The 22,700-nt window shown below is 59.8% G+C and carries 24 protein-coding genes; 15 read left to right on the forward strand and 9 right to left on the reverse strand.

Annotation, left to right across the window (positions count from 1 at the left end; genetic code table 11):
- The first annotated feature begins 3 nt into the window (after positions 1-3).
- The 6 genes from V6S97_RS13680 to queE all read left to right on the forward strand — a co-directional run bounded on the left by V6S97_RS13680 (position 4) and on the right by queE (position 5,073).
- Positions 4-1,092, forward strand: coding sequence for an ABC transporter ATP-binding protein (locus tag V6S97_RS13680; protein WP_003506294.1), 1,089 nt, complete (start codon positions 4-6; stop codon positions 1,090-1,092).
- 57 nt (positions 1,093-1,149) lie between these two features.
- Entirely contained in the window at positions 1,150-1,914 is a 765-nt protein-coding gene (locus V6S97_RS13685; protein ID WP_003506296.1) for a sugar phosphate isomerase/epimerase family protein, read from the forward strand.
- 24 nt (positions 1,915-1,938) lie between these two features.
- Positions 1,939-3,072: a Gfo/Idh/MocA family protein gene (locus V6S97_RS13690; protein WP_020011901.1), complete on the forward strand. Its 1,134-nt coding sequence runs from the start codon at positions 1,939-1,941 to the stop codon at positions 3,070-3,072.
- 182 nt (positions 3,073-3,254) lie between these two features.
- Positions 3,255-3,965 (forward strand): 7-cyano-7-deazaguanine synthase QueC, encoded by a 711-nt coding sequence (queC, locus tag V6S97_RS13695; protein ID WP_281037546.1) that lies wholly within the window; start codon positions 3,255-3,257, stop codon positions 3,963-3,965.
- Complete coding sequence (queD, locus tag V6S97_RS13700; protein ID WP_334427082.1) at positions 3,965-4,321, forward strand: 6-carboxytetrahydropterin synthase QueD; 357 nt, start codon at positions 3,965-3,967, stop codon at positions 4,319-4,321. Before queC ends, queD begins: the two co-directional genes overlap by 1 nt.
- Positions 4,318-5,073 carry a 7-carboxy-7-deazaguanine synthase QueE gene (queE, locus tag V6S97_RS13705; protein ID WP_153316163.1) on the forward strand — a complete coding sequence of 252 codons (756 nt, stop codon included), beginning with the start codon at positions 4,318-4,320 and terminating at the stop codon, positions 5,071-5,073. The genes queD and queE overlap by 4 nt, the downstream gene beginning before the upstream one ends.
- A 175-nt stretch (positions 5,074-5,248) precedes the next feature.
- Here queE and V6S97_RS13710 read toward each other — a convergent pair whose 3' ends face one another.
- The 6 genes from V6S97_RS13710 to V6S97_RS13735 form a co-directional block, all read right to left on the reverse strand.
- The gene (locus V6S97_RS13710; protein WP_111780345.1) at positions 5,249-6,298 is read right to left on the reverse strand and encodes a Gfo/Idh/MocA family protein; all 1,050 of its coding nucleotides are present in this window, start codon (positions 6,296-6,298) and stop codon (positions 5,249-5,251) included.
- A 6-nt stretch (positions 6,299-6,304) separates the two neighbouring features.
- Entirely contained in the window at positions 6,305-7,090 is a 786-nt protein-coding gene (locus V6S97_RS13715) for a ThuA domain-containing protein (protein WP_112356269.1), read from the reverse strand.
- A gap of 56 nt (positions 7,091-7,146) precedes the next feature.
- Entirely contained in the window at positions 7,147-8,175 is a 1,029-nt protein-coding gene (locus V6S97_RS13720) for an ABC transporter ATP-binding protein (RefSeq protein ID WP_013761592.1), read from the reverse strand.
- Positions 8,176-8,185: 10 nt separating this feature from the next.
- The gene (locus V6S97_RS13725; RefSeq protein ID WP_087745639.1) at positions 8,186-9,019 is read right to left on the reverse strand and encodes a carbohydrate ABC transporter permease; all 834 of its coding nucleotides are present in this window, start codon (positions 9,017-9,019) and stop codon (positions 8,186-8,188) included.
- On the reverse strand, positions 9,016-9,990 hold the full coding sequence (locus tag V6S97_RS13730) for a carbohydrate ABC transporter permease (protein WP_112356270.1): 975 nt from the start codon (positions 9,988-9,990) through the stop codon (positions 9,016-9,018). Before V6S97_RS13730 ends, V6S97_RS13725 begins: the two co-directional genes overlap by 4 nt.
- Before the next feature lie 64 nt (positions 9,991-10,054).
- Entirely contained in the window at positions 10,055-11,320 is a 1,266-nt protein-coding gene (locus tag V6S97_RS13735) for an ABC transporter substrate-binding protein (RefSeq protein ID WP_099087177.1), read from the reverse strand.
- Between the two features lie 268 nt (positions 11,321-11,588).
- Here V6S97_RS13735 and V6S97_RS13740 point away from each other — a divergent pair, with 268 nt between their 5' ends.
- From V6S97_RS13740 to V6S97_RS13750, 3 genes are all read left to right on the forward strand, one after another.
- Positions 11,589-12,602, forward strand: coding sequence for a substrate-binding domain-containing protein (locus V6S97_RS13740; RefSeq protein ID WP_003506318.1), 1,014 nt, complete (start codon positions 11,589-11,591; stop codon positions 12,600-12,602).
- A gap of 174 nt (positions 12,603-12,776) precedes the next feature.
- Complete coding sequence (locus V6S97_RS13745) at positions 12,777-12,974, forward strand: hypothetical protein (protein ID WP_003506320.1); 198 nt, start codon at positions 12,777-12,779, stop codon at positions 12,972-12,974.
- A gap of 227 nt (positions 12,975-13,201) precedes the next feature.
- Positions 13,202-13,396 carry a hypothetical protein gene (locus V6S97_RS13750; protein WP_003506322.1) on the forward strand — a complete coding sequence of 65 codons (195 nt, stop codon included), beginning with the start codon at positions 13,202-13,204 and terminating at the stop codon, positions 13,394-13,396.
- On the opposite strand, the gene V6S97_RS13755 is transcribed toward V6S97_RS13750, so the two are convergent.
- The gene (locus V6S97_RS13755) at positions 13,365-13,946 is read right to left on the reverse strand and encodes a DNA-3-methyladenine glycosylase (RefSeq protein WP_003506323.1); all 582 of its coding nucleotides are present in this window, start codon (positions 13,944-13,946) and stop codon (positions 13,365-13,367) included. The genes V6S97_RS13750 and V6S97_RS13755 overlap by 32 nt on opposite strands.
- 94 nt (positions 13,947-14,040) lie before the next feature.
- Here V6S97_RS13755 and V6S97_RS13760 point away from each other — a divergent pair, with 94 nt between their 5' ends.
- From V6S97_RS13760 to V6S97_RS13775, 4 genes are all read left to right on the forward strand, one after another.
- Positions 14,041-14,424 (forward strand): hypothetical protein, encoded by a 384-nt coding sequence (locus V6S97_RS13760; RefSeq protein ID WP_031234233.1) that lies wholly within the window; start codon positions 14,041-14,043, stop codon positions 14,422-14,424.
- 2 nt (positions 14,425-14,426) lie between these two features.
- Positions 14,427-15,206, forward strand: a complete 780-nt coding sequence (locus V6S97_RS13765; RefSeq protein WP_112356271.1) for an SDR family oxidoreductase — start codon at positions 14,427-14,429, stop codon at positions 15,204-15,206.
- A 175-nt stretch (positions 15,207-15,381) separates the two neighbouring features.
- A complete protein-coding gene (locus V6S97_RS13770; protein ID WP_003506328.1) occupies positions 15,382-16,437 on the forward strand; it encodes a L,D-transpeptidase family protein in 1,056 nt (351 codons plus the stop codon).
- 19 nt (positions 16,438-16,456) lie between these two features.
- Complete coding sequence (locus V6S97_RS13775; protein ID WP_003506330.1) at positions 16,457-17,242, forward strand: L,D-transpeptidase; 786 nt, start codon at positions 16,457-16,459, stop codon at positions 17,240-17,242.
- 99 nt (positions 17,243-17,341) lie between these two features.
- Here V6S97_RS13775 and V6S97_RS13780 read toward each other — a convergent pair whose 3' ends face one another.
- Both V6S97_RS13780 and V6S97_RS13785 read right to left on the reverse strand, forming a co-directional pair.
- Positions 17,342-19,162, reverse strand: a complete 1,821-nt coding sequence (locus tag V6S97_RS13780) for a methyl-accepting chemotaxis protein (protein ID WP_111792900.1) — start codon at positions 19,160-19,162, stop codon at positions 17,342-17,344.
- A 143-nt stretch (positions 19,163-19,305) separates the two neighbouring features.
- Positions 19,306-20,640, reverse strand: coding sequence for an aspartate aminotransferase family protein (locus tag V6S97_RS13785; protein ID WP_111792899.1), 1,335 nt, complete (start codon positions 20,638-20,640; stop codon positions 19,306-19,308).
- 146 nt (positions 20,641-20,786) lie between these two features.
- Between V6S97_RS13785 and V6S97_RS13790 the strand changes: the two genes are divergently transcribed.
- Both V6S97_RS13790 and V6S97_RS13795 read left to right on the forward strand, forming a co-directional pair.
- A complete protein-coding gene (locus V6S97_RS13790) occupies positions 20,787-21,335 on the forward strand; it encodes a cupin domain-containing protein (protein WP_003506334.1) in 549 nt (182 codons plus the stop codon).
- Positions 21,336-21,953: 618 nt separating this feature from the next.
- Complete coding sequence (locus V6S97_RS13795; protein ID WP_003506336.1) at positions 21,954-22,634, forward strand: sugar transferase; 681 nt, start codon at positions 21,954-21,956, stop codon at positions 22,632-22,634.
- Positions 22,635-22,700 lie beyond the last annotated feature (66 nt).

Raw genomic sequence — 22,700 nt, forward strand, 5'->3', positions numbered from 1 at the left:
TATATGAACAAAAGCGTTTCCATTCGCGATCTTTCCCTGTCCTTCGGCGCCGTTACCGTGCTGAAAGATCTCAATCTCGATATTTACGACGGCGAATTCCTCGTGTTGCTCGGCTCTTCCGGCTGCGGCAAGTCGACCCTTCTCAACTGCATTGCCGGGCTTCTGGAGCCGACCGACGGGCAAATCTTCATCAAGGACCGCAACGTCACCTGGGAGGAGCCGAAGGATCGCGGCATCGGCATGGTGTTCCAGTCCTATGCGCTTTATCCGCAGATGACGGTGGAGAAAAACCTGTCCTTCGGCCTTCAGGTCGCCAAGGTGCCGAAGGAGGAGATCGACCGGCGCGTGAAACGGGCGGCGGGCATCTTGCAGATCGAGCCGCTTTTGAAACGCAAGCCTGCCGAGCTTTCCGGCGGCCAGCGCCAGCGTGTGGCGATTGGCCGGGCGCTGGTGCGGGATGTGGATGTGTTCCTGTTCGATGAGCCGCTCTCCAACCTCGACGCCAAGCTGCGCTCGGAACTGCGCGTCGAAATCAAGCGGCTGCACCAGTCGCTGAAAAACACCATGATCTATGTGACGCACGACCAGATCGAGGCGCTGACGCTGGCGGATCGCATCGCCATCATGAAAAGCGGTGTCATCCAGCAGCTGGCCGATCCCGTCACCATCTATAACAAACCGCGGAACCTCTTCGTCGCCGGCTTCATCGGCTCGCCCTCGATGAATTTCCTGCGCGGCGAGTTGATCGAAAAGGACGGCAAGGTGGTCTTCACCACCAATGGCGTGACTTTCGCGCTGGACGGTTATCATCCGGAGACGCCGCTTGCCGCCGGCCGTGCCGTGGTTCTGGGTGTCCGCCCGGAACATGTGCGCGTCGATGCCGATATTGTTGGCGGTGAGGTGCACGAGGCGATCGTCGATATCGAGGAGCCGATGGGCGCCGACAATCTGATCTGGCTGAAACATGCCGGGCATACCATGTCCGTGCGTGTCGGCGGCCACAGACGGTTTTCACCGGGCACCAAGGTGCGCCTCGGCCTCGACATGACGATGGCCTCGCTTTTCGACGCGCAAAGCGAGGAACGGCTCTAGAACAGCTTCGATTTCCCCCCACACAATCCCAAGACCCAGATCTCTATGGAGGAGACAATGACAGAACTCGGTTTCCAGCTTTACAGCGCCCGCAATTTTCAGCCTTTTTCCGATATTCTGAAAAAGCTTTCGGCGGCGGGTTATAAACATGTCGAAGGTTATGGCGCGATGTATGCGTCGCTGGATGAAGCTGGTCTGAAAGGTCTGCGCGCCGAACTCGATGCCAACGGCCTGACCATGCCAACTGGCCATTTCGGTCTCGATCTTCTTGAGGGCGATCCAAAAAAGGCGCTGAACATCGCGAGAGTTCTGGGCGTGGAGGCGATCTATTGCCCTTATCTGATGCCTGACCAGCGCCCGACAGATGCTGCAGGCTGGTTCGCCTTCGGCAAGCGCCTGCAGGAAGCCGGAAAGCCCTTCGTGGATGCCGGGCTGATCTTCGGCTGGCATAACCACGATTTCGAGTTCAAGACGCTTGACGATGGCTCGACGCCGCAGGAGCAGATTTTTGCCGGCGGCCCGGACCTGAAATGGGAAGCGGATATAGCCTGGATTATCAGAGGCAATGCCGATCCGCTCGCATGGATCGAAAGCTACGGCAAGCGCATCACCGCCGTGCATGTCAAGGATATCGCGCCTGCGGGAGAGAATGCGGATGAGGATGGCTGGGCCGATGTCGGCCATGGTACAGTGGACTGGAAGGGCCTCGTTGCTGCGTTGAAGGCGAAATCCGCCACGAAACATTTCGTGGTCGAGCACGACAACCCGAAAGACATCGACCGGCTCATCACCCGCTCGATCGCATCGTTCAAAACCTATTGAGTTTCAATTTTTCGGAGTTTTATCATGGCCAGAGATCTTGGCGTCGGCATCATCGGATGCGGCAACATCTCGTCTGCTTATTTCTCGCTGGCACCGCTCTTCAAGGGCATCAAGGTGCTTGCCTGCGCCGACCTCAACCGCAATGCGGCGGAACTGAGGGCGGAAGAATTTGGCGTTGTCGCGCAGTCCATCGAGGAGCTGCTCGCCAACAAGGACATCGACGTGGTGGTGAACCTCACCATTCCCGCCGCGCATTTTCCGGTGTCGAAGGCGGCACTCGAGGCGGGCAAACACGTCTATTCGGAAAAGCCGCTGGTGCTTTCGCTGGAGGAAGGTGAGGAACTGCGGCGTATCGCCCGGGAAAAGAACCTGTCCGTCGGCTGTGCGCCGGATACTTTCCTTGGCGGCGCGCACCAGCTCGCCCGGCAATATATCGACGAGGGCAAGGTCGGCCGCATCACATCAGGCACCTGCCATGTGATGAGCCCCGGCATGGAGATGTGGCACCCCAATCCCGGCTTCTTCTTCCTGAAGGGCGGCGGGCCGATCCTCGATCTTGGTCCCTATTATGTGGCGAACCTCATCAACCTCATCGGCCCGGTCAAGCGCGTCGGCGCGTTGACCTCCATGGCCAATCCCACCCGTACGGTGACCAGCCAGCCGCTCAACGGCGAGGTCATCCCGGTTGAAACGCCGACCAATATCCATGCGCTGCTGGAATTCGTGAACGGCGCAACGATTACGCTTTCGGCCAGCTGGGACGTGTGGTCGCATCGCCACGCCAATATGGAGCTTTACGGCACGGAAGGCTCTATCTACGTGCCGGACCCCAACTTCTTCGGCGGCGTGGTGGAAGCGAGCGGGCGCGACAAGAATATCCAGCCGCTTGAAGACTGGGCGCATCCCTTCGGCATCGCCAATCAGGAAAGCCCGAACGGCCCTCGCGCCAATTACCGTACCGCAGGCCTTGCCGATATGGCGATTGCCATTCTGGAGGGCCGTGATGCCCGTTGCTCGCTGGATCGCTCCCTGCACGGCATCGACGTGATGACCTCCATCCTTAAATCCGGGGAAGAAGGCCGCTTCATCGAGATGACCACGACCTGCACCCAGCCGGCAGCGCTCGGCATTGAAGAGGCGCAGGCGCTGCTGCGTTGATGTGACGACCGATCGAACAGGCGGCGGAGGCGACTCCGCCGCTTTTTTGTTTTCGGTGGCAACGGCAGCAGCTGGTGCGCTACCGCTGTCATCTTAAAGCTCTTCACAATCCCTTCGCTTTGGTTTAAAGCCGCGCCGTATCCGGTCGCAGCCCACCCGGTCAAAACAAGGGATCCTAAGTTATGAAAACCATCGTCATCTGCTCCGGCGGATTGGACTCCGTTTCGCTTGCGCATAAAATCGCCGCGGAACATGAACTTCTCGCTCTCGTCTCTTTCGATTATGGCCAGCGCCACAAGAAGGAATTGGATTTTGCCGCCGATTGCGCGAGGCGTCTCGGCGTGCCGCATCATGTCATCGACATCAGAACCATCGGCGCGCATCTCACCGGCTCGGCGCTGACGGACGACATAGCGGTGCCGGACGGACATTATGCGGAAGAGACCATGCGCTCCACCGTTGTGCCGAACCGCAACGCCATCATGCTCACCATCGCCTTCGGGCTCGCCGCAGCACAACAGGCGGATGCGGTAGCAATCGCCGTGCATGGCGGCGACCATTTCATCTACCCCGATTGCCGGCCGGGCTTCATCGATAGCTTCAACGCCATGCAGGCCCATGCGCTGGAAGGTTATGCGGACGTCAAGCTTTTCGCGCCCTATGTGACAGTCTCCAAGGCGGCGATCGTTACCGACGGCGTGAAATACGGCACGCCCTTCGGCGAAACATGGTCCTGCTACAAGGGTGGCTTGCGTCATTGCGGCCGCTGCGGCACCTGTGTGGAACGGCGTGAAGCGTTTCATCTGGCCGGCGTTACCGACCCGACCGACTACGAGGACCCGGATTTCTGGGTGGCCGCCACCAATGCCTATGCGGCGCAGGAGGTGCGCTGATGTTCCGCATCACCAAGGAGTTTCATTTCTCCGCCTCGCACCAGCTGAAAAGCCTGCCCGCCGACCACCAGTGCGCCCGCCTGCACGGGCACAATTATATCGTTGAGGTCGAACTATCAGGCGCGGAGCTGAACGAGCATGGTTTCGTGCGCGACTATCACGAGCTTGCACCGCTGAAGCGTTATATCGATGATCATTTCGATCATCGCCACCTAAACGATGTTCTCGGCCATGACCGGGTGACGGCGGAATGTCTGGCGAAGCATTTTTATGACTGGTGCAAGCTTAGCCTACCGGAAACCAGCGCCGTGCGGGTGAGTGAAACCGCCAAGACCTGGGCGGAATACCGGCCATGACGGCGGCTGCACAGAAGGTTGCAGCGAAGGAAACGGCGATCCGCATCAGCGAAATCTTTGGCCCGACCATTCAGGGCGAGGGGCCGCTGATTGGCCTGCCGACCGTATTCGTGCGCACCGGCGGCTGCGATTACCGCTGTTCCTGGTGCGATACGCTACATGCGGTCGACAGCGAGTACCGCGATACGTGGAAACCGATGCCCGTCGAGGTGATCTGGCAGGAGGTGCAGCGGCTTTCCGGCGGCGTGCCTTTGACGGTGTCGCTCTCCGGCGGCAACCCTGCCATCCAGCCGCTCGGGGCCTTGATCGCGATGGGGCAGGGCGAGGGGTATCGTTTCGCACTGGAAACGCAGGGCAGCATCGCGAAAGACTGGTTTGCCGATCTCGACCATCTGGTGCTCAGCCCCAAACCGCCGTCGAGCGGCATGGAAACGGACTGGCAGGCTTTAGAGAACTGTCTTGCCGCCACCGGCGACGGACCGCAGGTGGCGCTGAAGATCGTGGTTTTCGATGATGCGGATTATGCTTACGCCAAAGCGGCATCGGCACGTTTCCCGCATCTGCCCGTTTACCTCCAGCCCGGCAACCATACCCCACCGCCGCCCGATGATGACGACGCGCGCGTGGACGTCGATGGGATCATGGACCGCATGTTGTGGCTGGTGGACAAGGTGAGCGAAGACCGCTGGTTTTCCGCCCGCGTGCTGCCGCAGCTGCATGTGCTGTTGTGGGGGAATAAGCGGGGCGTTTGAGAGTATTCTCCTCCGTCATGCCGGGCTTGATCCGGCATCCAGCCACGGCGCGTCTGCGCCGTGGGAAGAGTTTTTTGCGATCAAAGACTTGATCGCGCTGGACCCCGGATCTAGTCCGGGTGACGGGAGTGAACGGCATTCTAAGCGGCGGATTTCTCCGCCGCTTCCTTATAATTCAAGCCGAAACGGCCAACTCACGCCTCTCCCGATCGGCAATGATCGAGAGATCAAGCACCTTCTGCAGATTGGCGGCATGGCGGAAGTCGGGGTCGGCGATGCCGCCTTCCATAACCGCCTTGGCGAATTTTTCGTAGTTCGTCGGCACCGGGTCGACGTCGATGGTCTTCCAGATTGCCTTCTCCACATCTTCGCCAATGCAAGCCCGCAGGCTGGAATAGTCAGGCGTGTGGATGACTTCGAGCGCGCCCTTGTCGCCATGGATGCGCAGGCGGAGTTCGTTGAGGTGGCCCGTCGCCCAGCGGCTGGCGTGGATGACGCCCATGGCGCCGTTCTCAAGCTCGGCGGTCATGGTGAAGCTGTCATTGGCGTCGAGATCGTAGACGCCGATCTTGTTGCCCTCATATTTGTCGAAGGTCTTCAGCCGCGTGAAGATGCGCTCCACATCGCTGCCCGCGCCATAGGAGGCAAAGTCGAGAATGTGGATGCCGACATCGCCCAGCACGCCGTTGGAGCCGTGCTTGGTAGAAAGCCGCCACAGCCACTTGCTCTCCGTCATCCAGTCGCCCCAGGCCTTGGAAACGAGCCAGCTCTGGAGATAGGAGGCTTCGAGATGCCGGACCTTGCCGATCTTGCCCGCCAGCACCATTTCGCGTGCCGCCTGCAAGGGGGCGACATTGCGATAGGTGAGGTTGACCATGGCGACGAGGCCCGCCTTTTCGGCGGCATCGGCCATTTCGGCGGCCTTGGCGTAGTTTTCCGCCAGCGGCTTTTCGCAGAAGACGTGCTTGCCCGCCGCCAGCAGTTTAAGGCTGGTCGGGTGGTGGATGGCGTCAGGCGTGACGTTCGCCGCAGCGTCGAATTCACCCCAGGCAATTGCGTCATCCAGCGAGGTGAAGGAGAGCGGAATGTTGTGGCGCAGCGCGAAGCCCCGCACTACCACATCATCCACATCCACCGCAGCCACCAGTTCGACGCCGGGGATTTGGGAGAAATAGGTGGCATGGTTGTTGGCCATGCCGCCGGTTCCGAGAATGAGAAGTCTCATGGCTTATTACCTGTAACCTGCTTCGCCAGCCTTGTGCAGCTTGGGGCCGCGTTCTTCGATCGGCTCCAGCGCCTTGTCGACGGGAACATTGGGGGCAGCATGGATGCTCGTCAGTGCGCCGGCCGGATTATAGGCCCATTTCACCGAATTGCTGATGACCTTTTGCACGTTGGCATCGTGGTAGGTCGGATAGGTCTCGTGGCCGGGGCGGAAATAAAAGATGTTGCCCGCGCCGCGACGCCAGGTGAGACCGGAGCGGAAGACTTCACCGCCCTGGAACCAGGAGATGAACACGGTTTCCAGAGGCTCCGGCACGGAGAACTGCTCGCCATACATTTCTTCGTTTTCCAGCTCGAAATGCTCGGGCAGGCCGACGGCAATCGGGTGGCGCGGATTGATCGTCCACAGGCGTTCACGTTCACCCGCCTCGCGCCATTTCAGCGCGCAGGGCGTGCCCATCAGCCGCTTGAACGGCTTGGAGAAGTGGCCGGAATGCAGGACGATGAGGCCCATGCCTTCCCAGACGCGCTTGGCGACGCGCTCGACGATCTCGTCCTGAACCGCGCCATGGTCCTTGTGGCCCCACCAGACGAGAACGTCGGTCTTGTCGAGGCGCTCCTGCGAAAGGCCGTGTTCCGGCTCCTGCAGCGTGGCGGTGGTAGCGTTGATCTCGGGGTTCTTGTTCAGCGCGTCGGCGATGGTGTTGTGCATGCCGTTTGGATAGATCGAACGCACAGTCTCATTGATGTGTTCGTGGATATTTTCGCCCCATACAACGGTGTTGATGGTCATTTTCTTGCTCCTTGGTGAAAGCCGGAAGCTTGGGTGATCCGGCGAAAGTTAACTGTTCAGGCGGCGCCGCGCACGGGATTGCGGGCAAGGGCCTGGCCCTGCGCGTCGAAGCGGTGGATCTGCGCCGCATCCGGCACGAGAACGATTTTTTCTCCCGGCTTGCGGTCGGTCACACCTTCCTCACGAACGACGATGGGTTCGCCAGCACCAATCTCGACATAGATGTAGCTGTCCGATCCCAGCATTTCCGAATGGATGATTTCGCCGTTCCAGCCGGTCTCACCGGCACCGATCGCAAGGTGTTCGGGGCGGATGCCGATGGTCGCGGCACCTTCGACTTCCGCATATTTGCCGGCAAGGAAGTTCATCTTCGGCGAGCCGATGAAGCCGGCAACGAAGGTGTTGACCGGGCTTTCGTAAAGCTCGAGCGGCGTGCCGATCTGTTCGACGCGGCCATCGCGCAGAACGCAGATGCGGTCGGCAAGCGTCATGGCTTCCACCTGGTCGTGGGTGACGTAGATCATCGTCGTGTCATGCATCTCCCGGTGCAGCTTGGCGATTTCGAGACGGGTTGCGACGCGCAGCGCCGCATCGAGGTTGGAGAGCGGTTCGTCGAACAGGAACACCTTCGGATCACGCACGATGGCACGGCCGATGGCGACACGCTGGCGCTGGCCGCCGGAAAGCTGCTTCGGCAGACGTTCCAGATAGGGCGTGAGCTGCAGCATTTCCGCTGCCGCCTCTACACGCTTGCGGCGCTGTTCCTTGTCGGCGCCAGAGAGTTTCATGCCGAAGGCCATGTTTTCGAATACGGTCATATGCGGATAAAGCGCATAGGACTGGAAGACCATGGCGACGCCACGCTTGGCGGGTGGCAGGCGGTTGACGGCCTCTCCGTCAAAGGAGAGCGTGCCGCCAGTGATTTCCTCGAGCCCGCAGATGAGGCGTAGCAGCGTGGACTTGCCGCAACCGGAAGGGCCGACGAAGACCATGAATTCGCCGGAGCGGATGTCCATGTCGATGCCCTTGATGACATCGAAGGCGCCGAAGGATTTACGAAGATTGCGCAGTTGAATGGTGGTCATGAGATTTCTCCTAGCCTTTGACGCCGCCGGCGGTGAGGCCGGAGATGATGCGTCGCTGGAAGATCAGAACGAGGACGACGAGCGGGGCGGTGACGATGACGGACGCGGCCATGATCGTTCCCCAGGGGATTTCGAACTGCGAGCCGCCTGACAGAAGTGCGATGGCGACCGGCACCGTGCGCTGTTCGTTCGATGAGGTGAAGGTGAGCGCGAAAAGGAACTCGTTCCATGCCGCGATGAAGGCGAGAAGCCCGGTAGTAACCAGCGCGGGCCACATCAGCGGCATGAACACCTGGGTGATGATGACCCACGGTGTCGCACCGTCGACAATCGCCGCTTCCTCGATTTCGATCGGCAGGTCGCGCATGAAGGTTGTCAGCACCCACACCGTGAAGGGCAGGGTGAAGATCATGTAAGAGAAAATCAGCGCCAAGGGCGTGTTGAAGATGCCCGCCCAGCGGATCAGTTCGAACAGACCGGCGAGAACGGCGATCTGCGGGAACATCGAAACCGACAGGATGGTGAGCAGAAGCAGCGAGCGGCCCCGGAAGCGGACGCGGGCCAAGGCATATGACGCTGTTACCGCAAGGAACAGCGACAGTATGACGACTGAAGATGCAACGAACAGCGAATTGCCGAGATTTCGCAGGAACGTGCCGTTGCCGATGACGAAGTTATAATTTGTCAGCGAGAATTCGCGCGGCCAATAATTGACCTGGAACAGCGCCGAGCCGGATTTCAGGCTCGTCAGGATCGCATAGTAGAACGGGAATACCGAAATCACCATGATGACGGCGACCAGCGCATAAAAGGCGGTGGTTTTCAGGATGCTTGGCAGGGTCATCGCGCAGCTCCATCGGTGTTGACGCGCCCGAGCCACATATAAATTACGGTGATCGAGGCGATGATGAGGAACAGCATGGTGGATGCGGCGGCGCCATAGGCGAACTTGTCGAAATCGAACAGGTTCTCGCGTGCCAGCACGGACATGGTGCGGGTCTGGGCATTGTTCGGCGTCAGAATATAGATGAGGTCGAAAACGCGCATCGCATCCAGCATGCGGAAGATGACGGCGACCATGAGCGCAGGGCGGATCATTGGCAAAGTGACGCGAAAGAACACCTTGACCGGATGGATGCCATCCACCTTCGCCGCCTCATACATGTCCTTCGGAACCATTTGCAGGCCGGCGAGGATGAGCAGCGCCATGAACGGCGTCGTCTTCCAGATGTCGACGATCAGCACGGCGACCATCGCGGTGTCCGGGTTGGCGGTCCATGCGATCTTGTGGGAGATCAGCCCGAGATTGAGGAACAGGTCGTTCAATATGCCGAACTGGTCGTTCAGCATCCACGCCCACATCTGCGCCGAGACGATGGTGGGAATGGCCCATGGCACGAGGATGGCGGCGCGCACGAGGCCGCGTCCCTTAAATTCGGCATTCAGCACCAGCGCGACGATGAGGCCGAGCACGGTTTCGAAGCTGACCGAGAGGATGGTGAATTTCAGCGTGTTGAGAACCGCACCCCACCAAGCGGGATCGGCCAGCAGGCCACGATAGATGGTGCGGCCGCTGCTGAGTGTGATCCAGGTGAGGTAGTTCTTGAGGCCGACGAACTGCGCACCCTCGAGATTGGTCAGCGACGCGTCGGTGAGGCTGAACCAGACGGTGCGCACCAGCGGCCAGCCGGCCACCAGCGCCAGCACCAGAAATGTGGGGGCAAGAAACAGCCAGGCGGATTTCAGCCGTTCCGATTGAAGATCGGAACCGGTGCCGGATGCCGCAACCGGTCTTTGAAGGGTGGTATCATTCATGGGGACATCTCGCGGTTGGGGCGCGGGAAACGGCCAGGCGAGGCCGCCTCCCGCGCGGGCCGGGTTACCAGCCGTTGCCTTTGAGATCGGTCAGTTCCACCTCGAGCAATTCGAGATTTTCAGCCGCCGTGCCGTTGCCGGAGAGCGTGTTGTGAACCGCGCCCCAGAACTTGGCCGAAACCTCGTTATATTTCACTTTGGCCGAGGCGGAAGGACGGGGAACGGCGGTCTGGAAGATCGGCTTCCATGTCGGCATGAACGGCTGTGCGGCCGCGACATCATTGTCGTCATAAAGCGAGGCGATCGTCGGCATGTTGGAGAGCTGGATCGCGCGCATCTTCTGGGTGTCTTTCGATGCCAGGAATTTCACGAGCTGGATGGCCGCGTCCTTGTCATCTGAATATTTCGAAACGGCGAGGTTCCAGCCGCCGAGTGTCGAGGCAGGCGCTTCGCCTTCTGCGCCTGCCGGCAGCGGGGTGACGCCGAACTTGCCCTTGATGGCGCTGTCGGCGCCATTTCCAAGTGCATAGGCATAGGGCCAGTTGCGCATGAAGACGGAATTACCAGTCTGCCACACGCCACGCGCTTCCTCTTCCTTGTAAGCGAGCACGCCCTGCGGCGCGATTGTGCCGACCCAGCCCTTGGCGGCTTCGATCGCGGCTGCGGCTTTCTCGTTATTGATGGAGATGTCGCCGTTGGTCTCGACGATATGGCCGCCCCCGGCGGATGCGATCCATTCGAGCGCGTTGCAGGTTAGGCCTTCATAGGCGCTGCCCTGGAAAACGAAGCCCCAGAGGTCCTTCTGCCCGCCTTCGCGTTCCTTGTCCTGAATTTCCTTGGCGGTCTCGCCCAGTTCCTTCCAGGTTTTCGGCGGCTGCTTGCCGTATTTTTCCAGAAGGTCCTTGCGGTAGAACAGAGCGGGTGCGTCGGTGAACATCGGCATGGCGACAAGTTTGCCGTCCACGGTCTGCGACGCAACGATGGAGGGGAAATGATCGCCGATGACGTCCTTGGTCGCTTCGGTCAAATCCACGAACTGGTCGGAGAGCTGCGGCGCCCAGATCACGTCGGTCTGATAGACGTCGACATCCTTGTTGCCGGCCGCGAGCCACAGACGGTACTGGCTGAATTGTTCGCTTGATGAAGAAGGCATGGTGACGAGATTGACCTTGTGGCCGGTCTCTTTTTCGAAGGCGGCGATCCGCTCCTTGAAAAATGCGATGTTCTTGCCGGTGGAATTGGCGGCGATGGAAAGTTCGGCCGCTTGCGCCGAAACTGCTGCGGAAAGTACGCTGCCGCACAGGAACAAAGTCTTCATGGAAATATTCATTGTCAAACTCCTCCGTTGACGCTTCCGATTGTCCTCAAAATTGAAAGCGCTTTTGACTGGCGTGAGGCTCTCAAAAGCGGATCAATCTGTCAATACTCTTTCTAATTGTGTGAAAACCCGGCATTTCCGACGATGGTTTTGCGGTGTTTGCTTTTCGAAATGACCGACTGTAAGGTTTCAGATGGATAAAAATTGAAATCGTTTTCAATTATTGTCCGCTTGAAAAATCTGCGGCGGCAACGCATGCAGAGGGAAATTGGCGAAAAACATGAAACTCAAGGAATTCGCAGAAAAGGTTGGGCTATCGCCCACCACCGTCAGCCGTGCGCTTGGCGGCTATCCCGAGGTGCGCGAGGAAACGCGGCAACGGGTGATGGAGGCTGCGCTGAAATACGGCTACCGGCCGAATGCCAACGCCGTCAGGCTGGCAACGGGCAGGGCGGGCGCCATCGGCGTCGTCATGGGCCGTTCGGGCGGCGGGCATTTCTTTTCGGAATTCATGGGCGGCATGGCGACCCGTCTGGAACAGGAAGAAACCGACATTCTCGTCAGCGTCACCGTCGACAATAATCTCGATGAGGAGCTGGCGATTTTCAGCCGGCTGGCGGCGAGCGGCCGGGTGGATGGCATCATCGTGCATTCGCCGCGCCCCGAGGATGAGCGCATCGCGCTGCTTCACCGGCTGGGCGTGCCCTTCATCGTGCATGGCCGCTCCAAGACGCCGTTCGAACATGCCTGGCTTGATATCGACAACCACGATGTAACCTATCGACCAACGATCCATTTTCTGGAGCGCGGCCATCGCCGCATCGCCCTAATCAACGGTCCCGTCGGCCGCACCTTCGTTCAGGACCGCGAGCAGGGGTTCAGGGATGCGCTGGCCACCCATGGCATCACGCCCGATCCGCGTTTCATGATGAACGCCCATTTCAGCGAAGATACCGCCTTCCGCTTTGCCCGCTCGCTGCTGGAACAGACGCCGCGCCCGACGGCCTTCGTCGCGGGCGCGATGATGACGGCGCAGGGTGTCTATCGCGCCGCCACGCAGATGGGGCTGGTGATCGGCAAGGACGTTTCCGTCATCGCCCATGACGACGTGTTTCCCTATCTGACGCCGGAAAGCATGATGCCGCCGCTTTCCACCACCCGCTCGCCCATGCGCATGGCGGGCATTCGGGTGACGGATCTGTTGTTGCAGATCATCGGCGGTCGTCCCGTGCGCGAGGTTCAGGAATTGTGGCCGGTCGAACTGATCCTGCGGGAATCGGTCGGCCCTGCCTGAGCTTCTCGTCATAGCTCACTGATTCCACTCCGTTTTGTCAACGTCAGTTGATAACGTTCGTCTTTCGTCATCTATACGTCCGCGCCGTCTCATGTATAATCCGAACAGTTACGGGTGTTATGGAACAGGACCCGGGCCGGCGCGTTGAGGGGACGTGTCGAAGGAGGTGGACGGATGTTTGAATTTTTAAAACCGCAACAGCAGACTGTGATCGATGACGTCGAGGCAACCGGCACCTATGCCGATGCGCTGCTCAACGTTCCGAGCCCGGAACTTTCCCGTTCGACCGCGCGCGAGCATGGTCACGAGGCTCATTCCCGCGATTATTGCGAAAACCGCGATATTTCCCGCAGCGCGCTCGGTTTCGCCTGAGCGTCGCAAAAACTTCCTTAAAAAACGGAACGGACAGGCCGTGCCCGCGTTTCCCTGTACGACCCGCTGGGCGGCGCAACCGGACCGAAGGGACCTGACCGGCATTTGACCGATGGGCGAATTGGGTGTCGCGCCGCCCGATTGGCGACGGCGCGAAGGCGTTGTCCCGAGAGATAAAAACGCAGCTTGTGTCCATTGCGGCAAAGCGTGTTTATCAGGAGTCCGCGATGCCAGCCGTTCCCGTCGAACCCTATCCCGAACCGCCGATGCCCGTGCCGCCGCAGCCGGACATACCGCCGGTGGAAGAGCCGGAACCCGATAGGTTGCCGGACGAGGTGCCGGTACCCAACCCCGACGAAAATGACGGGCCGCCGAAGGTGCTCTCGTCTTTCACGGGTCTCCAGTCTGGAATTTCTTGCTGACGAAAGCCGAGCCCTTGAGCCCGAAGCGCCACGGGTATTCCGTCGCGCGGCTGATGCCGATTCGCCTGCCGCTGGCGATGGCGGCGGCTTCTTTCGGCAACCGCAGGAAAAACGGCGGTGCGTTCAACGGCGCGCCGTCCATCTCTCCCGTAATCGCGAGCGCCTGGCAAAGTCGGCCCGGGCCTGAACATAGAAGTTTCGGCTTGTCAGTTCCCCGGCGCAGTTTCATCATGTCTATACCGGTGATCGGTTCGATGGCGCGCAGAAGCACGGCGGAGCCCGGAGCGCAGACAAAGTTGGCGCACCAGTGAATGCCGTAGGACCGGTAGACATAAAGACGGCCGGCCGGGCCGAACATCGCCCTGTTGCGCGGGGTCTGCCCGTTGAAACTGTGGGATGCCGGGTCGTCCGGATGATAGGCTTCGGTTTCCACGATGATGCCGCCGGTATTGCCGATGCGGAACTCCGCGCCGATGAGGGCGCGGGCCACATCCACCGCATCGCGCAGGAAGAAACTCTCCTGCATTTCCGGGCCAAAGGCCTCATCCATCCGGAACCCCTTCCGCTCTGTGTCGTTCTGAAGTCAGCTTATTCGTTTCCCCGCACCGGTTTTTGCCGGTGCTTTCCAAGCCGGAGGGCATGTCATGCAACTTTCGACGACCTATGTAAAACGCAATAACGGGGTTATCTCCGTCGAGTTCGTCGGCAGCGACGGTGACCAGGTCTCTGTTCGCCTTGCCGATGGTCTTGAAGGGATCGACGATGCGGAGGCCATCAAGCGGGCAAGTGCGGTTATGGTGCAGCTCACCGCCTTCGGAACACGCCATGGCGCGGATGCGCCTTCGCAATTTTCCGCTCTCGGCACGGCGCAGGATGAGGCTCCGCACGGCCAGGCGAGCGCCCGCACATCGAAGGATCGCGACGTTCTGGAGGAGGAGTTGGAAGAGGGGCTGGAGGAAAGCTTTCCAGCCAGCGATCCCGTCTCGGCGATCGGCACCTCCATCGCCTCCAGAAAGGGAGGCCTGTAACATTGGCTGACGGCAAAGTCGCTCTCGTCACCGGCGCTGGCTCCGGCATCGGCCGCGCTGCCGCCCTTCATCTGTCTGCGGAGGGGTTCTCGCTCGGCCTGCTTGGCCGCACCGAATCAGAATTGAACGATGTCGCGCGGGAAATACACGCCGCATCCGGTTCGTCGAAGGTCCTTGTGGCCGATGTGGCGAATGAGGAGGCTATGCGTCATGCGGTCGCAGCACTGGTTGGGGCTTTCGGGCGGCTTGATGTCGTGGTGGCGAATGCTGGCGTCAACGGCGTCTGGGCACCCATCGATGAATTGAAACCGTCCGAATGGGACGATACGATCCGCATCAACCTGCGCGGCACCTATCTCACCGTTCATGTAAGCGTGCCGCATCTGAAGGCGGCCGGCGGCGGATCCATCGTCATCATCTCGTCGATCAATGGTACGCGCACCTTCACGTCGCCCGGCGCTACCGCCTATTCCGTGACGAAAGCCGGACAACTTGCCATGGCGCAGCAACTGGCGCTGGAACTGGGGCGTCACCGTATCCGCGTCAATGCGGTGTGTCCGGGCGAAATCGAAACGGCAATCGACGAAAATACCGATATACGCGGGCGGGAAAAAACGGAGGTTCCTGTCCGTTTTCCAGCCGGGGACATTCCTGTGACCGGCGGCGTGGCCGGAACGAGCGACGACGTCGCCGCGCTGATCGGTTTCCTGGCGTCGGATGCATCCCGTCACATTACCGGCACGCCGGTATGGATCGATGGCGGCCAGGGGCTGCTCCGATAATCACGGCATCCAAGCTCAGCGCCAACGGCATCACGGGCTTGTGTCCCTATGATTAACGAATGGGTAACGTCTGTTCACGAGACTTTGTACATGGGCGAGGTTGCCGTGTTGTGGCCACCTTCGATAGTTAAGCGTCTGCCGGAAAGGCGGGCAAATCAGGCGGGCAGAACAATCCATGGGCATGCAGGCATTGCTGGATTTCGCGGTTGCGGGGTTGCGGCATAAGGTAAAGGCAGGGGCAAGAATGGCTGCGGTCGTCGCGATCGGCGGCGGTCTTGCGGCGTGCACCTCCATGGGCCTCGACAGTGTCAAGAAAGACCCGCCGAAACTGTCGTCCAAGATGATGGCGCAGATGTCGGCCAAGAGCATGCGCCCGGAAAGCCCGGTCCTCGTTCGTATTTTCAAGCAGGAGAGCGAACTCGAGGTCTGGAAGGTCGACAAGACAGGAAATTACGCGCTCCTCAAGTCCTATCCCATGTGCCGCTGGTCGGGAAAGCTCGGCCCCAAGATGAAGACTGGTGACCGGCAGGCGCCGGAAGGTTTTTATCATGTCTCGGCCGGCATGCTGAACCCGAACTCACAATATTACGTTTCCTTCAATCTCGGTTATCCCAACCGGCTGGAATCGGCGCTCGGTTACACCGGCGAGGCGCTGATGGTGCACGGCGCCTGCTCCTCTTCCGGCTGCTACGCCATGACCGACGCCCAGGTGGGTGAGATTTACGCTATCGTCGCGCGTGCATTGCAGGGCGGACAGGACCGCTTTCAGGTGCAGGCCTATCCCTTCCGCATGAGCGCCCGGAACATGGTGGCGCATCGGGATGATCCTAACATGCCGTTCTGGAAGACGCTGAAGGAAGGTTACGACTATTTCGAGGTGACGCGCCGGCAGCCCAAGGTTTCCGTCTGCGGCCGCCGTTATGTCTTCAACAGTGAATTTGCTGGCGGCGAGCCTGCCGATCCGCTGGCGGCGTGCCCGCCGGCCGTCAACCAGCAGGATCCGCTGGTGGCGTCAAAACTCGGTGAAGAGCAACAAAAACTTGCCGCCGCGATGAGCGAGGGAACTTCTGCCTCCCTCAGCGCGTATGTGGACGGCGGCATGCATCCAAGCTTCCGGGCCATTCTGAAATCCAGCGGCGCCAAGGCCATGGCATCGCAGGTTTCCGGCACGAAGTACCCTATCAGCCGCCCAGAGGCGGCGCTGGCAGATCCCTTTGCCAGCGTGAGATGACGTAAATGAGGTTTTTCAATTGAACGAGACGACAACGACCCGGCGGGGTTTCCTGCTTGGAGCAGGTGGACTGGCGCTTGCCGGCCTTGCGGGCTGCAACACAACGGCGCGTGAGGCCGCCCGGCCCGCGGCGCCTGCCGAAGACCCGATGTATGCCGCCATGTACGGTCCGAGGCCTGACGAGCAGTTCCCGCTGCCGGAAATCCCCTATAAGCGGATTCCGCGCCAGTTCCTGCGGCAGATGGTGGCGAACCCGACCGGTGAACGCCCCGGCATCATCGTGGTCGATACGGCCAATCATTTCCTCTATCTCACCTATGAGAATGGTCAGGCCATGCGCTATGGCGTCGGTCTCGGCCGTGCAGGCTTCGAATGGTCCGGCCGCGGCGTCATTCAGTACAAGCGTCAATGGCCGCGCTGGACGCCACCCGATGAAATGGTCGCCCGCCAGCCGGAACTGGAACCCTATAGCAGCCGTAACGGCGGTATGGAGCCGGGCCTCAAGAACCCGCTCGGCGCGCGTGCGCTCTATATCTTCAAGGATGGCAAGGATACGATCTACCGCCTGCACGGCTCGCCTGAATGGTGGACCATCGGCAAGTCGGTCTCATCAGGCTGCGTGCGCCTGCTGAATCAGGATATCATCGATCTTTATAACCGCGTGCCTGACGGTACGCCGATCGTCGTGACGGCACTCGGCCCTGCGCAGCAGGGCGTGCCGATCGGCCAGGAAGGTGTGCCCGTGGCGCAATACGGCAATGGCGTGATCGGCGACGGCCTGTCGCAGCCGACACAGGCTTATTGATCAAGAAACGTTCACCTCACGGCGCAGGCGCGCCGTGAGGGTGGCCCGCCTCAAGGACTGTATGATGCGAGGCGATGTTCTCGCGTTTCACCATTGCTCTCACGCAACTCGGCGTGTCTCTTCCCGGCTGCCAGTAATTTCCATCTCAAGACGGAAACGCGATACCAGCGCGCGCAGCTTTGCCGTTTCGGCGGCAAGTGTTGCGGAAGCGGCGGTGGATTGTTCCACCATGGCCGCATTCTGCTGGGTGGCGTGATCCATCGAGTTTACGGCCGCGTTGATCTCCGCAAGGCCGGTCGATTGTTCGGCGGCCGATGTGGCTATCGCATTCATATGGCGGTCGATGCCGGCAATGCGTTCGCCGATATCCTTCAGCGCCGTGCCGGTATCGAGAACCAGCTTCACACCGCTTTCCACCTCGACGGATGACTGGCGGATATGATCGCGGATTTCACTTGCGGCCTTTGCCGCGCGCTGGGCGAGATCGCGCACCTCCTGCGCCACGACGGCAAAGCCCTTGCCGGCCTCGCCGGCGCGGGCGGCTTCAACGCCAGCATTCAGCGCCAGAAGATTGGTCTGGAAGGCGATCTCGTCTATGACGCCGATGATGCCGGTGATCTGCCGCGACGAGGTTTCGATGCGGCGCATCGCCTCTTCGGCATGGCCGACCACTTCGACCGATTTCAGCGCGCTTTCGTTTGCGTCTGTGGCGGCGAGCCTTGCTTCCGCGGCGCGCTTGTTGGCGTTCGACACGTTGACCGTGATTTCATCGAGCGCCGCGGCAGTCTGTTCAAGTGAGGCGGCCTGATTTTCCGTGCGGCGGGAAAGATCGCCGGCGCCGGCGGCGATCTCGCGGCTGCTACCGTCGATGGTGCCGATGCCATCGGAAATGGCGAAGAGCGTTTCGGCCAGTTGCCGCACCGAGCTGTTGAAATCGTGGCGCAGGGCTTCAAATTGCGGGGCAAAGGCATCGTCGAGCTGGAAGGCCAGATCACCCGATGCGAGCCGCTTCAGGCCGGCCGCGAGGCCGGAGGTGGCGATGCGCAGCCGCTCGGAAGCATCTTCCTCCGCCTGCCGCCGCGTTTCCTCCTGGTCGGCTTCCGCCTGCCGGCGGGCGGAAGCTGCCTGCTCTTCGAGCGCCCGGTTGGCGATGGCTGCCTGCCGGAATATCTCGACCGCGCCGGACATGGAGCCGATCTCGTCCCTGCGGTCGGTGCCGGAGGGCGGTTGCGACGTATCGCCGGCCGCCAGGATTTCCATATTCTTCGACAATTGCAGAACGGGGAGGATGATTGACTTGCGGGTGAGGAGGAAAAGTCCGGCGGAGAAAAGCACGGCTAGAACCAGCAGCCCCTTCAAAACGAGGTTGATGGTCGCCTTGGTCTTTTCGCTTTCGGCCGAGGCGGCGTCGGAAAGGGCTTCGATCTGGTCGCCGGCTGTTTCCATCGCTTTTTCAAGCGCCGAAAATTGCCGCGTGAATTCGGGCATCAGTTTGAGAGCCTCTTCCTGACGGGCGCCGGCAAGGCCGACAACCGCATTTGCGGCATCGATATAAGCAAGAAGCGGTTTTTCGGCGCCGTCGATGACGGCCCTGACGTTCGTACCGGCTGACAGAGACCTGTTTTCCTCGATCATTTGCCGGAAGGTGGATTCATGTTCCGCGAGATCGGCTTTTACCGCATTCAGCTCCAGGCCCATCCCTTCATCGGAAGAAAGGATGGCGGCGAGCACGTCGGAACGCAGCGCGTCGTGCATCATGTCCGCTTGCATGTGGTTGCGAAGTACATGGGCCGAAAGCGCCACATATTCGCTATTACGGTTGAGCGTTTCCGTTGCCCACATGCCGACACCTGTGGCGCTGCCGGCGATGAAAAAGATGGCGACGCTTGCCAATATTGTCTTCTGCTGTATCGACGCCATGGAACGCTCCCGCGCTGTTGGTTATGCTGTGAAAAAATAATAGAATATGCTTAATAAATGATCTATTTCGCTCTGCTCTTGATAAAAGCAAAAAAAAGGCTGCAATTTTTATTGCAGCCTTTGCTTTATTAGAAGTTTATACTTTAATTTGCGCGTTTCAGTGCATCGCCGAGGATTGAGACAATATCGTCGAAATGGGATTTTTCGGCGATCAGCGGCGGTGAAAGGGCGATGATATCGCCGGTGACGCGAATAAGCAGGCCGCGCTCGAAGCAATCCGTAAAGACATCATAGGCGCGTGCGCCGGCAGCACCTTCGCGTGACTGCAGCTCGATACCGGCGATGAAACCGATGGTGCGGATGTCGATGACGTTGGGCAGGCCCTTCAGGGAGTGGATGGCGTCGTGCCAGACATTCTGCAACTCCGCCGCGCGGGTGAAGAGGCCCTCATCGCGGTAGATGTCGAGCGTCGCGATGCCGGCGGCGCAGGCGACCGGGTGGCCGGAATAGGTATAGCCATGGAACAGCTCGATCTGGTTTTCCGGCCCATGCATCAGCGCATCATGCACCTTGCGGCTGGTGAAGACCGCCCCCATGGGGATCGCGCCGTTGGTCAGGCCCTTGGCCGTGGTGACGATATCTGGCGTAACGCCGAAATAGTTGCTGGCGAAGGTGGAGCCCATGCGGCCGAAACCGGTGATGACCTCATCGAAAATCAGCAGAATGCCGTGCTTGTCGCAGATGGTGCGCAGGCGTTCCAGATAACCTTTCGGCGGCACCAGCACGCCGGTGGAGCCGGCCACGGGTTCGACGATGCAGGCGGCGATGGTTTCCGCGCCATGCAGGGCGACCAGGCGTTCCAGATCGTCCGCAAGCTCTGCGCCGTGCTCGGGCTGACCCTTGACGAAGCTGTTCTTCGCCGGATCATGCGTGTGGCGCAGATGGTCTGCGGGGATCTGCGGGAAAACGCGGCGGTTGTTGACAAGGCCGCCCACGGAGATACCGCCGAAACCGACGCCATGATAACCGCGTTCACGGCCAATCAGCCGGCTGCGGGTGCCCTGGCCGATGGCACGCTGATAGGCGATGGCGATCTTCAGCGCCGTATCGACCGATTCCGATCCGGAGCCCGTGTAGAAGACGCGATCAAGCTTCGCTCCTTCCGGGCCGGGCGCGATTTCCGCCAGCCGTTCGGCAAATTCAAAGGCAACCGGGTGTCCCATCTGGAAGGAGGGTGCGTAATCCATGGTCGAAAGCTGGTGCTTTACGGCAGAGGCGATCTGCTGGCGGCCGTGGCCGGCATTGACGCACCATAGGCCAGCCGTGCCGTCGAGAACCTGGCGTCCGTCATTGCTGGTGTAATACATGCCTTCGGCGCTCGTCAGCAGGCGGGGATTGGCCTTGAACTGCCGGTTGGCGGTAAACGGCATCCAGTAGCTGTCGAGTGAGGTGGAATTGGATCGGCTCGGATTGTCCATGGTGGTCTCCTGTTCGTTACCGGTGATTGAAAGCTATTTTTGCGACTGAACAAGCCCTTTTCTCTCTGTGGCCAAGTCATTGAAAATGCTATAGGCCTCAACACGGATTTTCGATATTTCGAACAAGGGCAACGGGGGGCTCGGGCATGTCGGTGGATATAGGTGGACGTTTGCGGCATTTGCGGCTGCGCCATAATATTTCCCAGCGGGAACTGGCAAGACGTGCCGGTGTCACCAATTCGACGATTTCGCTGATCGAATCCAACACCTCCAACCCATCCGTCGGTGCGCTGAAGCGCATTCTTGACGGTATACCGATCGGTCTTGCCGAGTTTTTCGCTTTCGAGCCGGAGACAAGCCGGAAGGCCTTTTACCGGGCGGATGAACTGGTCGAAATCGGCAAGGGGCCGATCTCCTTCCGGCAGGTAGGGGAAAATGTTTTCGGCCGCAGCCTGCAAATCCTGAAGGAATGTTACCAGCCGGGCGCCGATACCGGCAAGGTGCCGCTGGTTCACGATGGGGAAGAGGGGGGCATCATTCTCTCCGGGCGTCTGGAAGTGACGGTCGATGATGAGAGGCGGGTGCTCGGGCCGGGGGATGCCTATTATTTCGAAAGCCGCAGGCCGCACCGATTCCGTTGTGTGGGTCCCGTGCCGTGCGAGGTCATCAGCGCTTGCACTCCGCCAACCTTCTGATTCCAGCGGATTTGGCGCTTAGCGCCGCTCGTGAAACGGCTGAGAGGGTGAGGTGGAGAGAATTCGATTGTCAGCTCTTGCATTTTTGCGTAGCTGCCATGATCAGAACGCACTGTCGCGCCACTATTTTGCCGTCTTTGCGCCCTTCTTGCGATTTTTCCATCGTTTTTTATTGGCGCAGTGGCAATGTCGGGCAAAAAAATCCCAGCCAATATGTCAAATTTTATATGCATTGCCACAATCTTGCTGCGCTGCAACAAACTTTAATAGTCTTTTACGGGCATGTCTGTTCTTGGCGTTCCTGTCTCATCTGCGCAAGTCATAAGAAACACATAAGAAAAGACTGTAGACGGCACAAAACCCAATACATGCCGGCGCGACACCCATGCTCTCAACACATGGCCGCCCGCCCATTTGTTGCTTTTTTATGCAACCGTTAATATTGCCCGGACGTTAATCGGCCGCTCGCGCAAGAAATCGCATAGACGGTTATGGGCAATGTGCCTTACAAAAAATCCATTAGCATCAAATTCCGAACACAGACTTGTTATCTCTTTTAGACGGAAAGACGCGCCTCCGGGCACCGACCAATCGCAAAACATAAATGGAGTTCTCTCTATGAAGTCCGCGACCCAATCGGCTGAACAGACACTCAGCAGCTCCGAAGATTTCGATGTCAGTTTCCCTATCGGGGGCATCGCAAAACGCAGCTTCGATATGACATCGGCTGCCCTTGCGCTGCTCATCTTCAGCCCGATATTCCTGTTGATCGCCGCGCTGGTGAAATTGTCTGATCCCGGCCCGATCTTTTATGGCCACCGGCGTGTGGGACATAATGGCCGCTATTTCCATTGCCTGAAATTCAGGACGATGGCGATGAACGGCGATGAGATTCTGCGGCAATATCTTGCCGCCAATCCGGAAGCCGCCGAAGAATGGCGCGCAACCCGCAAGCTCAAGAACGATCCGCGTGTTACGGCCGTCGGCGCCGTGCTGCGCAAGCTCTCGCTTGACGAACTGCCGCAGCTCCTCAACATCATCCGCGGCGAAATGAGCGTGGTTGGCCCACGCCCGGTCGTCGATGAGGAACTGAGCTACTATGAAAGTGCTGCCGCTTATTATCTCAGCACCCGTCCAGGCCTGACCGGCCTGTGGCAGATCAGCGGCCGTAACGACGTCTCCTACAAGACCCGCGTCGCTTTCGACACGCAATATGTCCAGAACTGGTCGATGCGGCAGGATGTCTTCATCATCGTCAAGACCATTCCCGCCGTGTGCCTTTCACGCGGAAGCTACTGAAAACCGATATTGAGTTCGGCTTTATCGATCTTCGTTTCGACACGCACCCCGACCGGGATCCCAAGT

The organism is Agrobacterium sp. CCNWLW155, assembly GCF_036888815.1.
Taxonomy (GTDB): Bacteria; Pseudomonadota; Alphaproteobacteria; order Rhizobiales; family Rhizobiaceae; genus Agrobacterium; species Agrobacterium radiobacter.

Coding starts and splice junctions, on each gene's coding strand:
- V6S97_RS13680 (WP_003506294.1), top strand. CDS start 4: ATGAACAAAAGCGTTTCCATTCGCGATCTTTCCCTGTCCTTCGGCGCC.
- V6S97_RS13685 (WP_003506296.1), top strand. CDS start 1,150: ATGACAGAACTCGGTTTCCAGCTTTACAGCGCCCGCAATTTTCAGCCT.
- V6S97_RS13690 (WP_020011901.1), top strand. CDS start 1,939: ATGGCCAGAGATCTTGGCGTCGGCATCATCGGATGCGGCAACATCTCG.
- queC (WP_281037546.1), top strand. CDS start 3,255: ATGAAAACCATCGTCATCTGCTCCGGCGGATTGGACTCCGTTTCGCTT.
- queD (WP_334427082.1), top strand. CDS start 3,965: ATGTTCCGCATCACCAAGGAGTTTCATTTCTCCGCCTCGCACCAGCTG.
- queE (WP_153316163.1), top strand. CDS start 4,318: ATGACGGCGGCTGCACAGAAGGTTGCAGCGAAGGAAACGGCGATCCGC.
- V6S97_RS13710 (WP_111780345.1), bottom strand. CDS start 6,298: ATGAGACTTCTCATTCTCGGAACCGGCGGCATGGCCAACAACCATGCC.
- V6S97_RS13715 (WP_112356269.1), bottom strand. CDS start 7,090: ATGACCATCAACACCGTTGTATGGGGCGAAAATATCCACGAACACATC.
- V6S97_RS13720 (WP_013761592.1), bottom strand. CDS start 8,175: ATGACCACCATTCAACTGCGCAATCTTCGTAAATCCTTCGGCGCCTTC.
- V6S97_RS13725 (WP_087745639.1), bottom strand. CDS start 9,019: ATGACCCTGCCAAGCATCCTGAAAACCACCGCCTTTTATGCGCTGGTC.
- V6S97_RS13730 (WP_112356270.1), bottom strand. CDS start 9,990: ATGAATGATACCACCCTTCAAAGACCGGTTGCGGCATCCGGCACCGGT.
- V6S97_RS13735 (WP_099087177.1), bottom strand. CDS start 11,320: ATGAATATTTCCATGAAGACTTTGTTCCTGTGCGGCAGCGTACTTTCC.
- V6S97_RS13740 (WP_003506318.1), top strand. CDS start 11,589: ATGAAACTCAAGGAATTCGCAGAAAAGGTTGGGCTATCGCCCACCACC.
- V6S97_RS13745 (WP_003506320.1), top strand. CDS start 12,777: ATGTTTGAATTTTTAAAACCGCAACAGCAGACTGTGATCGATGACGTC.
- V6S97_RS13750 (WP_003506322.1), top strand. CDS start 13,202: ATGCCAGCCGTTCCCGTCGAACCCTATCCCGAACCGCCGATGCCCGTG.
- V6S97_RS13755 (WP_003506323.1), bottom strand. CDS start 13,946: ATGGATGAGGCCTTTGGCCCGGAAATGCAGGAGAGTTTCTTCCTGCGC.
- V6S97_RS13760 (WP_031234233.1), top strand. CDS start 14,041: ATGCAACTTTCGACGACCTATGTAAAACGCAATAACGGGGTTATCTCC.
- V6S97_RS13770 (WP_003506328.1), top strand. CDS start 15,382: ATGGGCATGCAGGCATTGCTGGATTTCGCGGTTGCGGGGTTGCGGCAT.
- V6S97_RS13780 (WP_111792900.1), bottom strand. CDS start 19,162: ATGGCGTCGATACAGCAGAAGACAATATTGGCAAGCGTCGCCATCTTT.
- V6S97_RS13785 (WP_111792899.1), bottom strand. CDS start 20,640: ATGGACAATCCGAGCCGATCCAATTCCACCTCACTCGACAGCTACTGG.
- V6S97_RS13790 (WP_003506334.1), top strand. CDS start 20,787: ATGTCGGTGGATATAGGTGGACGTTTGCGGCATTTGCGGCTGCGCCAT.
- V6S97_RS13795 (WP_003506336.1), top strand. CDS start 21,954: ATGAAGTCCGCGACCCAATCGGCTGAACAGACACTCAGCAGCTCCGAA.